Origin of the sequence: Microbacterium sp., assembly GCF_047607465.1 — a bacterium.
Classification (GTDB): Bacteria; Actinomycetota; Actinomycetes; order Actinomycetales; family Microbacteriaceae; genus Microbacterium.
In genome coordinates this window covers 1-11840 of record NZ_JASGCY010000030.1, presented here as the reverse complement: position 1 = coordinate 11840, position 11840 = coordinate 1, and the positions used below count along the sequence as shown (strand labels likewise).

Sequence of the window (11840 nt, the reverse complement as noted above, 5' to 3'; positions counted from 1 at the left end):
CGGCACGGACGGCGGCGCAGAGCGCCGCGGCGATCGCCGAAGCCGTGACGGAGCCCGCACGCCCGCCCGCACCGAAGCGTCCGCCGGCCGCCGCCCGCGCGGCGGCGGTGAAATCGAACGCGGTCGGCGCCTCGGCCGGGGCGAAGCAGACGGCGGCGAAGTCCGCAGCCAGAGCCGCGGCGGCCAAGAAGGCGGCGGAGCGCGCGGCCGCTGCGAAGAGCAGCGCCCGCAGCACGAGCGCCCAGCGCAACGCGGCCAAGACGACGGCCGCGCTCTCGGCGGCGAGAGCAGCGGCGAAGAAGGCGGCAGCCGAGAAGGCGGCCGAGGAACAGGCATCCGCAGTGGATGACACCGCCGTGGCCGAGGAAGCCTCTTCCGCGGAGGAAGCGGCGTCTGCGGCGGAGGAAGTCGAGTCTTCCGATGAGCAGGCGTCGGCGATCGATGAGGTGGAGTCGATCGATGAGGTGTCCGCCGCCGATGAGACGGAGACCGCCGATGAGACGGACATCGTCGACAAGACGGAGCTCGTCGACGAGGTGCCGTCCGTCGACGAAGCGGAGGAGGTCGACGAGACGGCCGCGGAGGAAGAGGCCGCCGAAGACGACATCGTCGACGAGGCGCTCGGGGCCGCATCGATCGGGTCCGTGTCGGAGGACGAGGAGATCCCGCCCGCCCGCGCCGGCGAACCGGAACCGGCAGCCGAGGACGGCAGGGCAGAGGCGATCCGCATCCGCGGGCTGGTGAAGACGTTCGGCGACCACGTCGCGGTGAACGGCATCGACCTCACCGTGCCGGCGGGGACCTTCTACGGGATCGTCGGCCCCAACGGCGCAGGCAAGACGACGACGCTGTCGATCATCGCGGGTCTGCTGCGCGCGGACGGCGGTCGGATCGTCGTGAGCGGGATCGATCAGGCCGAGCGCCCCCTCGCCGCGAAGCGCGCGATGGGCGTGCTGCCCGATCGGCTGCGGACCTTCGACCGGCTCACCGGCCGCCAGTTGCTGTTCTACTACGGTCTGCTGCGCGGACTCGCGGCCGACGTGATCGAGAAGCGCGTCGGCGATCTCGCCCGCGCCTTCGACCTCGGCGACGCGCTCGGACGCGTGGTCTCCGACTACTCCGCCGGCATGACGAAGAAGGTCATGCTCGCCGGTGCGATGATCCACTCGCCGAGGGTGCTGGTGCTCGACGAGCCCTTCGAAGCGGTGGACCCCGTGTCGTCCGCGGTGATCCTCGACATCCTCCGTGCGTACGTCGCGCACGGCGGCACCGTGGTGCTCTCCAGCCACGGCATGGATCTCGTGGAGCGGGTGTGCACCCGGGTGGCGATCATCGTCGACGGGAACGTGCTCGCCGAGGGCACGATCGATGAGGTACGGGCAGGGCAGACGCTGGAGTCGCGATTCGTCGAGCTGTCCGGCGCCAACGGCGAGGTCGAGGGGCTCGAATGGTTGCACACGTTCTCCGACTGAGGACGGCGCTGCTGATCGGTGCTCTGCGCGGCCAACGCCGCGCCCGCACGATCGGCACTCTCGTCGTCGTCGCCGTCGTCACCGCCGTCGTCTGCGCCGCGGTGCTGAGCCTGGAAGCGGTCCCCGGCGATGTCGCGCGCACGGTCGTCGTGCTCGGCAGTGCTGCGATCCTGCTCGGCTTCCTCATCGGGCCGATCCTCGTCGGGGCCGTCGACCAGCTCGACCCGCGACGATTCGCGGTCTTCGGCGTCGATGAGAACCGCATGCCCTGGGTGCTGGCGGTCGCCGCGCTCGTGAGCGTGCCGAGCTTCGCCGTCATCGCCGTCAACGTGTGCGTGTGCGCCGTCGCGATCCGCCTCGGCGCCCCGTGGTACGCGGCGGTCCCGATGACGGCCCTCGGCGTGCTGATCACCGTGCTCACCGCCCGCATCGGCATGGCGATCAACGCCCTCGTGCTGCCGGAGCGGCGTTCGCGCGAGCTGACCTCGCTGTTCGCGCTGGCCGTGATCGTGATCGCCTTCCCCGTCGCGGTCTTCTTCGCCTCGATGCGGTGGGACGGCCAGGTGCCGCCGACGGTGTCGTCGCTGACGGGCACCGTTGGCGTCACCCCGCTGGCCGCGCCTGTCGGGTTCCTCTTCGACGTCGCCGCCGGCGACACTGCCGGCGCGTGGGCGAGCGGGGTGATCGCGCTCGTCACGGCCGGGGTGTGCGCCGCCGTCTGGAGCATCCTCGTGAAGCGGCTGCTGACGACGACGCAGCGTCCCTCGTCGTCGCGCGAGCGCACGGGGCTGGGGTGGTTCGGGCTGATGCCGTCGAACGCGTTCGGCGCCATCGCGGCGCGGAGCCTCGTCTACTGGTTCCGGGATCGCCGCTACCTCGTGAACATCCTCGTCGTGCCCGTGGCCGGTGTGCTCAGCGCGCTGCCGCTGCTCGTCGCCGGCGTGCCGTTGGAGATCGCCGCGCTCGTCCCCGTCCCCGTCATGGCACTCTTCTTCGGATGGCTGCCGCACAACGACGTCGCCTACGACTCGACGGCGCTGTGGACGCATGTCGCCAGCGGCGTCAGCGGTCTCTTCGACCGGCTCGGGCGGCTGGTCCCCGTGCTCCTGGTCGCCGTCCCCGTGCTCGCCGTCGCCGTGCCGCTCACGATGCTGTGGATCGGCGATTGGCGGATGCTGCTGCCGCTGACCGGCCTCGCGGCGAGTCTTCTGCTGTCGGCCCTCGGCATCTCGAGCGTCGTCTCGGTGCTCGCCCCCTACGCGGTCTCCCGACCAGGCGACAGCCCGTTCCAGCAGCCGCAGCGCCCCACTTCGCGCGGTGCGTACGGCCCGGCATCCGCTCTGCTGGGGGCGATCGCGCTGAGCGTGCCGACGATCTGGCTCTTCGTGCTGACGATCGCAGCGGGCGATCAGTACGCCCCGGCGACGCTGTGGGTGGGGCTCGCGATCGGAGCGGTCGTGCTCGCAGCCGGGTCGGTCGTCGGGGGACGCGCCTTCGAACGCGGCGGAGAGCGCCTGATGGAGTTCGTGGAGAGCTCCTGATCGGTGGCCCGCGCGGTACCGGGCAGGGATAGACTCGCGGAATGAGTACTCCGCTGGACAGCCCCGATCAGGGCGGCGTGGCAACGCTTGATCGCGAACTGGAAGAACTCCTCCGTGAGGAGCAGATCGAGCCGGGTGACCACGAGCGCTTCTCGCACTACGTGAAGAAGGACAAGATCCTCGAGTCCGCGATCACCGGCAAGCCCGTCAGGGCGCTGTGCGGCAAGAAGTGGACGCCGGGCCGGGATCCGGAGAAGTTCCCGATCTGCCCGACCTGCAAGGAGATCTACGAATCGATGGTCGGCTGACCGGGAGGGTTCTACCGGGCGTCGACATACACGGTCGGGATCGCCGGGTCCGACTTGCTGAGCGCGAGCGCTCGCACCGGTAGTTCCTCGCGCACTTTCAGATGGTGCGCCCGAGCGGATGCGGTGCCTTCGATGCCCTCGTATGCGTCGTCGAACACGCCCTCCTCGACGAAGGTCACCTGCAGCGGACGGCCATCGGGGTGCTCCGTCGGGGTGTCGAGCTCTTCGAAGCCGTCGGAGACGACCACTGTCTCGGCGACGGCGACGCCGTCGGCGATGGTGCGGAAGGCGGCCTTGCGCCCGCCGTGCGAGGCCTTGTCGGCGGATGCTTTCGCCACCGCGATCCATTCGCCAGCCGGGCTCTGCCTGGCGACGAGCTTGTAGACCATGCTCGCGGTGGGATACCCCGAGCCGGTGACGACCGAGGTCCCTACTCCGTAGGCGTCGACGGGGGAGGCGGCGAGGGCGGCGATCGCGTACTCGTCGAGGTCGCTGGTGACGGTGATCCTCGTACCGGTCGCGCCGAGCTCGTCGAGTTGCGCGCGCACCTCGGCGGCGACGATGGGGAGGTCCCCCGAATCGATCCGCACGCCGCCGAGGCCGGTGCCGGCGACGCGGATCGCCGCCTCCACGCCCTGACGGATGTCGTAGGTGTCGACGAGGAGCGTCGTGTCGGTGCCGAGACTGTCGATCTGGGCCCGGAAGGCGTCCTCCTCGGTGTCGTGCAGGAGGGTCCAGGCGTGCGCGGCGGTGCCCATGGTGGGGATGCCCCAGGTGCGGCCTGCCTCGAGGTTGCTCGTTGCCCCGAAGCCCGCGATGTAGGCGGCTCGCGCGGCGGCGACGGCCGAGCGCTCGGCGGCTCGGCGCGAGCCCATCTCGGCGAGCGGCCGCTCGCCGGCGGCGATGCTCATGCGAGACGCGGCCGTCGCGACGGCGGAGTCGTGGTTGAGGACGCTGAGCGCCAGCGTCTCGAGCACGACGGCGTCGGCGAAGGTGCCCTCGACCGTGAGAATGGGGGAGCCGGGGAAATAGAGCTCGCCCTCGCGGTAGCCGCGGATCGATCCCGTGAAGCGGTAATCCTCGAGGTGGGCGAGGGAGGCGGCGTCGACGATACCGTTGTCGCGCAGGAAGCGCAGCTCGTCCTCGCCGAAGCGGAAATCGCGCACCAGCGACAGCAGCCGCCCGGTGCCGGCGACGACGCCGAACCGGCGGCCGCCGGAGAGCCGGCGCGAGAACAGCTCGAACACGCTCGGACGGGCGGCCGTGCCGTCGCGGAGAGCGGCGGCGAGCATGGTCAGTTCGTAGCGGTCGGTGAGAAGCGCCGTCGACGTCGTCATGCGATCAGCTTAGTGAGCCGCCCGCGGGCCACAGCGGTGGGCGGTCGCCGGTAGGCTGGGAGCGATGAACGACGCCCCGATCGGAATCTTCGACTCCGGAGTCGGCGGGCTCACGGTGGCCAGGGCCATCCGCGCCCAGCTGCCCCGGGAGTCCTTCGTCTACATCGGTGACACGGCGCATTCGCCCTACGGTCCGAAGCCGATCGCCGACGTCCGCCGCTACGGCCTCGAGGTGCTCGACACCCTCGTCGACCAGGGCGTGAAGATGCTCGTGATCGCCTGCAACACGGCATCCTCCGCCATGCTCCGCGACGCGCGCGAGCGCTACGACGTCCCCGTCGTCGAGGTGATCGGCCCGGCGGTGCGCCGTGCCGTCTCCACCACCCGCAACGGCCGCATCGGCGTCATCGGCACCGTCGGCACGATCGGCTCCCGCGCATACCAGGACATGCTCGAGGTGAACGAGCGGCTCGAGGTGTTCACCGCGGCCTGCCCCCGCTTCGTCGAGTTCGTCGAGTCGGGCGTCACAGGCACCCCCGAGGTGCTCTCCGTGGCCGAGGAGTACCTCGCGCCCCTCCGGGAGGCCGCCGTGGACACCCTCGTGCTCGGCTGCACGCACTACCCGTTTCTGCGGGGTGCGATCGGCTACGTGATGGGCGAGGGTGTGAGCCTCGTGTCCAGCGACGACGAGACCGCCGGTGACGTGTACCGCCAGCTCGTCCGTGCGGACCAGCTCGCCTCGCCGGACGCCGTCGCGTCCTACGTCTACGAGGCCACCGGAGAATCGGCCGACGAGTTCACCGCGCTCGCCAACCGTCTGATGGGGCACGAGGTGCGCGATGTGCAGCTCGTGCACACCGGGGTCATCGACCTGCCGGCATCCGTCATCGAATCGCTCTGATCCCAGGAGGAACCGCATGTCCACCATCGTCCGCGCCGACGGCCGCGCCACCGACCAGCTCCGCGAGGTCACGATCGAGCGCGGCTGGAGCGCCCACGCCGAGGGCTCGGCACTGATCAGCTTCGGCGGCACCAAGGTGCTGTGCACCGCGTCGTTCACGAACGGGGTGCCGCGCTGGCTCACCGGCAAGGGCAAGGGCTGGGTCACCGCCGAGTACGCGATGCTGCCTCGGGCCACGAACAGCCGCAACGATCGCGAGAGCGTGAAGGGCCGCATCGGGGGACGCACGCACGAGATCTCGCGGCTCATCGGCCGTGCGCTGCGCGCCGTCGTCGACACGAAGGCGCTCGGCGAGAACACGATCGTGATCGACTGCGATGTGCTGCAGGCCGACGGCGGCACGCGCACCGCCGCGATCACCGGCGCCTACGTCGCACTCGCCGACGCGATCGAGTGGGGCAGGCAGAAGAAGTTCATCGGCAAGAACTCGACGCCGCTCATCGACACCGTCGCCGCCGTCTCCGTGGGCATCATCGACGGCGAGCCCATGCTCGATCTGGCATATGTCGAGGACGTGCGCGCCGAGACCGACATGAACGTCGTCGTCACCGGGCGCGGACTCTTCGTCGAGGTGCAGGGCACGGCGGAGGGCGCCCCCTTCGACAAGCGCGAGCTCGACGCGCTGCTCGATCTCGGCGTCGCCGGCTGCGCCGACCTCAAGGCACTGCAGTTGAAGGCGCTCGAGGGCTGATGAAGGTCGTCCTCGCCACGCACAACCCGCACAAGGTCGCGGAGTTCCAGCAGATCGTGGCGCAGGCGCGCCCCGACCTCGAGGTCGTCGGCTACGACGGACCCGAGCCGGTCGAGGACGGCGTGACGTTCGCCGAGAACGCGCTCATCAAGGCGCGCGCGGCGGCGGCGCACACGGGTCTCGCCGCGCTCGCCGACGATTCCGGCATCTGCGTCGACGTGCTGGGCGGTTCTCCCGGGGTCTTCTCCGCCTACTGGGCGGGGCAGAAGAAGGACGCCGCCGCGAACCTCGAGCTGCTGCTCGACCAGCTGCACGACATCGCCGACCCGCACCGCACGGCCCACTTCACCTCGACGATCGCCCTGGTCACCCCCGAGGGCGCCGAGCACGTCGTCGTCGGCGAGTGGCCGGGCCGCCTCGCGCATGCGCCATCGGGCGGCGGGGGCTTCGGGTACGACCCGATCTTCATCCCCGACGGTCAACCGGAGGGCGAGGAGCGCACGGTGGGCGATTTCACCGATGCGCAGAAGCAGTCCCAGTCGCACCGCGCCCGCGCCTTCACGGCGCTCGTGCCGCTGCTGGCGAGCCTGTAGCCGCTACTGAGAATCGTTACCCTTCCCGACTAGGCGAAACCGCCCTCGACCGGCCGATTCCCGGTCTAGCCTTGTGGCATGCACGATCATGCACCCGCGTCGGGCGGCATCCGCTCGGCCGGCCATCGGCGCCTGCTGACGATCTCGCTGTGCCTCACGGCGACGGTCATGATCGTGCAGGTCGTCGGGGCGATCCTCACCGGGTCGCTCGCGTTGCTCGCCGACGCCGCGCACATGTTCACCGACGCATCGGCGCTCGTCATCGCGCTGATCGCGGCGGCGGTCGCCTCGCGCCCGGCCGATGACCGGCGCACGTTCGGCTATCAGCGCGCCGAGGTGTTCGGCGCGCTCATCAACGCCGTGATCCTCATCGTGCTCGCCGGCTGGGTCGGCATTGAGGCGATCGGACGGCTGGTCGTGCCCGGCGATGTCGAGGTCGCCGGCCCCCTCATGCTCGTCGTTGCCGCGATCGGCCTCGTCGCGAACGCGGTGTCGATGTGGCTGCTCAGCCGCGCGCAGCGCACGAGCATCAACGTGCGCGGCGCGTATCTCGAGGTGATGGGCGACCTCATCGGCTCGGCGATGGTGATCGTCGCCGCCGTCGTCATCGTCACGACGGGATGGATGCCGGCGGATGCCATCGCCTCGCTGTTCATCGCGGTGATGATCGTCCCGCGGGCCGTGTCGCTGCTGCGCGAGGTGTTCTCGGTGCTCTCGGAGTCCGCCCCGCAGGGCACCGCGATCGGCGATATCCGCGCGCACCTGCTGGGCTACGAGGGCGTGGTGGGCGTGCACGACGTGCACGTCTGGCAGCTCACCCGCGGGGCCCCGGTGTTCACAGCCCATGTGCTGGTGTCACCCGAGGTGCTGGCAGATGGTCGTTCGGCGGCGCTGCTCGGGCAGATGCAGGCGTGCCTCGCCCAGCACTTCGACGTCGAGCACTCGACCTTCCAGATCGAACCGGCCGAGGCCTCGGACTGCGAGCCGCATCACGCTTGAACGCGCGCCCTTCGACTCGCCCTGCGCGAGGCGAAGGGGCTGATCGCGTCAGCGCGTGCCGTCTGGGTCGAAGTCGGGTGCGCGGTCGAAGACCTCGGCGTCGAGGGTCAGGGCCTGCGCCTCACCGGCATCCGTCACGACGTCGGCGCCGGCCGCGGCCTCCTTCTTCGCCTTGTGGCGCTCGGAGAGATAGTGCCACAGGGTGACCAGCGCCGTGCCGCCGACGGCGGCGAGCAGGATCAGATCGATGTACTCCTTGACGAACCAGGCGACCGGCGGGATGAAGCCGATCACGTAGCCGAACATCGTCAGGCCGAAGCCCCAGAGCACCGCCCCGATGAGGTTGTACAGCGTGTAACGACGCCACGGCATGTGCCCCACACCGGCGGCGACGGGAGCGAACGTGCGCACGATCGGGACGAAGCGGGCCAGGATCACCGTGATGCCGCCGAAGCGCTCGAAGAACGCGTTCGTGCGCTCCACGTTCTTCTTGCTGAAGAGGCCGGATTCCTTGCGCTCGAACACGGCAGGGCCGCCCTTGTGGCCGATGAGGTACCCCACCTCGCCGCCGACGAAGGCCGACAGGCCGATCAGTAGCGCGACGAGCCACACGCTGATGCCGAAGACGCCGTGCTCCGAGGCGCCCAGGGGGTGCGACAGCAGTCCGGAGATCACCAGCAGCGTGTCGCCGGGCAGCAGGAACCCGACGAGGAGCCCGGTCTCGGCGAAGACGATGAAGCACACCACCAGCAGCGCCCATGGGCCGGCCGCGCCGATGATCGTCTCGGGGTCGAGCCAGGGGAGGAGGGCGGTGGAATGCATGGTGTCCCGTCGTAGTGAAGTGCGCGGCGGTCGAACTCGGTGCGGAAGGTGGGACTTGAACCCACACGCCCTGGGGCACAGGAACCTAAATCCTGCGTGTCTGCCAATTCCACCACTCCCGCGCGGTGCTGTCAGTCTACTGATCGGGTTGGGTGGCCTTCCTGTGCATCTGCCCGAATCGGGCCTGTGGATAACTTTCGAGGCCGATCCGCGATTCTTGCGATGATGCTCGGATGAGCCATCCCCAGGTCGTCGTCGCGGAGCGCGTGCGGTCGCGGCTGCGCGCCGAGGGCGCCGATCCCTCGGTCGACCCGGAGGGCGCTCGCCGCATCGCGCTCGCCGAGGTGCGGCGCTTCAACGACGCGGCGCTGTCCCGCGGCGCGTCCATGATCGACGACGAGCTCGGGTGCGTGCGCGACGTGCTCGCCGCGGTGAGCGGCTTCGGCGTGCTGCAGCCGCTGCTGGACGATCCGTCGATCGAGGAGATCTGGCTCAATGGCGCCGACCGGGTCTTCATCGCCCGCGGGGGCGTCGCCCAGCGCATCGATCTGCGCATCACCGAGGGGCAGCTGCGCGATCTCGTCGAGCGGATGCTGCAGACCACCGGTCGCCGCGTCGACATCAGCCAGCCCTTCGTCGATGCGTCGCTGCCGGACGGGTCGCGGCTGCACGTGGCGATCGCCGACGTGGTGCGGGGTGGCTGGGCCGTGAACATCAGGAAGTTCTTGACGGTGCACCGCACCCTCGACGCGCTCACCGCGCAGGGGGCGATGCCCGAAGGGCTCGCCGTCATGCTCCGGCAGGCGATGCGCGAGGGCAGGAGCGTCATCGTCTCGGGCGCCACGCACGCGGGCAAGACCACGCTGCTGGGCGCGCTGCTGCACGCGTGCGCCGACAGTCAGCGCATCATCACGGTCGAGGAGACCTTCGAGCTCGCCGTCGACGGTCCAGACCTCGTCGCCCTGCAGGGCCGGCAGGCGAGCCTGGAGGGCACGGGGGAGATCACCCTGCGGCGCCTGGTGAAGGAGGCGCTGCGCATGCGGCCCGATCGGCTGGTCGTCGGAGAGGTGCGCGACGCCGAGGCCCTCGATCTCGTTCTCGCGCTGAACACAGGTGTGCCAGGGGCCGCGACGGTGCACGCGAACTCGGCGGTCGAGGCCCTCGACAAGCTGTCGCTGCTGCCGCTGCTGGCCGGTCGCAACATCGACCGCTCGTTCGTGGCGCCGGCGCTGGCGGGGTCGGTGGACCTCGTCGTGCACTGCGCACGGGACGGGGCCGGCGTGCGCCGCATCAGCGAGGTCGTCGCGCCGACGGGGGAGGTCGTCGACGGGCGCATCATCACGCGAACGGTCTACCAGCACGGCGCCCACCTCACACGTGCGGACCTGCAGCGGCTGGGGGTCGGCGGATGACCGTGCTGCTCGGTGCGATGCTCGCCGCCGGGGTGCTGCTGTGCCTGGCGCCGTGGATGTGGCCGCGGCGCGAACGCCCGACGGCCCCCGTACGGGCTGGCCGGCTGTCCCGCCTCATCGACGAGGCCGGCTATCCCGCGCTCACCGCGCGCGCCGTGATCAGCGCGATGCTCGCCGCAGCCCTCGTCGCCGCCTCGGCGGTGTGGCTCGTCACCGGGCTCCCCGCGCTCGCCGCGCTCGCGGCCATCGCTGGAGGGTGGGCGCCGGTGCTCTTCCTCCAGTCCCGGCGGCTGCGGCTGCGCAAGGCCCGCAGGCAGCTCTGGCCAGACGTCTGCGACCTGCTCATCGCCGCGATCCGGGTCGGCCTCTCGCTCCCCGACGCCGTCGCGGCGCTCGCCGAGTCCGCCCCGCACACCCTCCGGCCCGCCTTCGCCGCCTTCGCACGCGACCTGAGCGCGACCGGTCGCTTCGACTCGAGCCTCGACCGGCTCAAGAGCACGCTCGCCGATCCGATCGCGGATCGCATCATCGAGACGCTGCGCATGGCCCGTCAGGTCGGCGGCACCGAGCTCACCGGCGTGCTGAGGGCGCTGTCGTCATCGGTCAGGGCCGATGCCGCGCTGCGCGCCGAGGTCGAGGCGCGCCAGTCCTGGATCAGAGGTGCAGCCGTGCTCGGCGCCGTCGCCCCCTGGGTGATCCTCGGGCTCCTCGTGATGCGACCGGAAGGCGCAGAGGCGTACGGCACCCCGGAGGGCGTCGTGGTCGTCTGCGCGGGAGCTGCCGTCTCGGTGATCGCCTACCGCGTGATGATCCGCATCGGGCGGCTCTCGGAGCCGGGGCGGTGGTTCGGATGAACGCGTACTCCGCCGTCGCCTTCTCGGTGCTCGCCGGCGGTGCCTTCGCCGCGGGCGTACTGTGCGTCCTCGCGGCCCTGCCCCGGTGGCGTGCGGCGTCGCTGCCCGTGCGCATCGCCCCGTATGTGCGCGACGTCGTCGACGACGACCGGCTGCCGGCATCCGCTCTTGTCCACGTCGGCGCTCTGCCGATCACCGGTCGCTCTGCGTGGGAGAGGGCGCGCGGTGGATTCGAGCGGATGCTGGGCGGCGGCGAGGCGCTCCGGCAGCGTCTCTCGCAGGCCGGGATCGCGCTCGAGCCCGCCGCCTTCCGCGGACGGCAGCTGGGCTGGGCGCTGGCGGGGACCGGCGCCGGGGCGCTCGCGCTCATCGCCCTCGTGCTGGCCGGACGCATGACGGCGCCGGTGGCGCTGCTGCCGCTGGTGTTCGGCGCCGTGGTCGCGATCGGCTACGACATGCAGCTCACCGCACGGGCGAAGGCGCGCCGAGATCGGCTCACCGACGAGCTGCCGACGACTCTGGAGTTCCTCGCCCTGTGCCTGTCGGCCGGCGAGGGCTTCCTCGACGCACTGCGCCGCGTGGCGGCGATCGGCTCCGGAGAGCTCACGGGCGAGCTGAGGCGGGTGGTGCTCGCGGTCGGCACCGGCTCACCGCTGGCCGAGGCGCTGTCGGAGATGACGCGCCGGCTGCAGCTGCCGGGCCTGTCGCGAGCGGTCGACCAGGTGATCGCCGCCCTCGAGCACGGCGCACCGCTGGCGGGAGTCCTGCACGCGCAGGCCTCCGACGCCCGCGAAGACGCCAAACGAACGCTCATCGAGCAGGCCGGGCGCAAGGAGATCCTCATGCTCCT

Annotated in this window: 12 protein-coding genes and 1 tRNA gene; 10 read left to right on the top strand and 3 right to left on the bottom strand. The window is 71.0% G+C overall.

The features are described 5' to 3' along the window. Window positions 1-44 precede the first annotated feature (44 nt). Genes QM568_RS03120 through QM568_RS03110 form a run of 3 tightly spaced genes read left to right on the top strand, consistent with a single transcriptional unit; the run spans window position 45 to window position 3321 of the window. Complete coding sequence (locus QM568_RS03120) at window positions 45-1472, top strand: ABC transporter ATP-binding protein (protein WP_415135720.1); 1428 nt, start codon at window positions 45-47, stop codon at window positions 1470-1472. Then, the gene (locus QM568_RS03115) at window positions 1448-3013 is read left to right on the top strand and encodes a hypothetical protein (protein WP_415135718.1); all 1566 of its coding nucleotides are present in this window, start codon (window positions 1448-1450) and stop codon (window positions 3011-3013) included. Before QM568_RS03120 ends, QM568_RS03115 begins: the two co-directional genes overlap by 25 nt. 41 nt (window positions 3014-3054) lie before the next feature. Continuing rightward, window positions 3055-3321 (top strand): DUF3039 domain-containing protein, encoded by a 267-nt coding sequence (locus QM568_RS03110; RefSeq protein ID WP_415135716.1) that lies wholly within the window; start codon window positions 3055-3057, stop codon window positions 3319-3321. Window positions 3322-3332: 11 nt separating this feature from the next. On the opposite strand, the gene QM568_RS03105 is transcribed toward QM568_RS03110, so the two are convergent. Next, window positions 3333-4658, bottom strand: coding sequence for a nicotinate phosphoribosyltransferase (locus QM568_RS03105; RefSeq protein WP_415135714.1), 1326 nt, complete (start codon window positions 4656-4658; stop codon window positions 3333-3335). 64 nt (window positions 4659-4722) lie between these two features. Here QM568_RS03105 and murI point away from each other — a divergent pair, with 64 nt between their 5' ends. From murI to QM568_RS03085, 4 genes are all read left to right on the top strand, one after another. Continuing rightward, window positions 4723-5559 (top strand): glutamate racemase, encoded by an 837-nt coding sequence (gene murI / locus QM568_RS03100; RefSeq protein WP_415135712.1) that lies wholly within the window; start codon window positions 4723-4725, stop codon window positions 5557-5559. Between the two features lie 16 nt (window positions 5560-5575). Next, complete coding sequence (gene rph / locus QM568_RS03095) at window positions 5576-6310, top strand: ribonuclease PH (protein ID WP_415135710.1); 735 nt, start codon at window positions 5576-5578, stop codon at window positions 6308-6310. Beyond that, complete coding sequence (gene rdgB, locus QM568_RS03090) at window positions 6310-6903, top strand: RdgB/HAM1 family non-canonical purine NTP pyrophosphatase (RefSeq protein ID WP_415135708.1); 594 nt, start codon at window positions 6310-6312, stop codon at window positions 6901-6903. Before rph ends, rdgB begins: the two co-directional genes overlap by 1 nt. Window positions 6904-6981: 78 nt before the next feature. Then, the gene (locus tag QM568_RS03085; RefSeq protein ID WP_415135706.1) at window positions 6982-7902 is read left to right on the top strand and encodes a cation diffusion facilitator family transporter; all 921 of its coding nucleotides are present in this window, start codon (window positions 6982-6984) and stop codon (window positions 7900-7902) included. A gap of 48 nt (window positions 7903-7950) precedes the next feature. Here the strand turns inward: QM568_RS03085 and QM568_RS03080 are convergent, their stop codons facing one another. Together QM568_RS03080 and QM568_RS03075 are read right to left on the bottom strand one after the other, a co-directional pair. Then, window positions 7951-8724: a DedA family protein gene (locus tag QM568_RS03080; RefSeq protein WP_415135704.1), complete on the bottom strand. Its 774-nt coding sequence runs from the start codon at window positions 8722-8724 to the stop codon at window positions 7951-7953. Between the two features lie 40 nt (window positions 8725-8764). Beyond that, a tRNA-Leu gene (locus QM568_RS03075) sits at window positions 8765-8846 on the bottom strand. 111 nt (window positions 8847-8957) lie between these two features. Between QM568_RS03075 and QM568_RS03070 the strand changes: the two genes are divergently transcribed. The 3 genes from QM568_RS03070 to QM568_RS03060 all read left to right on the top strand — a co-directional run. After that, entirely contained in the window at window positions 8958-10136 is a 1179-nt protein-coding gene (locus QM568_RS03070) for a CpaF family protein (RefSeq protein WP_415135702.1), read from the top strand. Beyond that, window positions 10133-10990 (top strand): type II secretion system F family protein, encoded by an 858-nt coding sequence (locus QM568_RS03065; protein WP_415135700.1) that lies wholly within the window; start codon window positions 10133-10135, stop codon window positions 10988-10990. Before QM568_RS03070 ends, QM568_RS03065 begins: the two co-directional genes overlap by 4 nt. Then, the coding region (locus tag QM568_RS03060; RefSeq protein ID WP_415135698.1) for a type II secretion system F family protein at window positions 10987-11840 on the top strand (854 nt) is incomplete at its 3' end. The genes QM568_RS03065 and QM568_RS03060, both read left to right, overlap by 4 nt.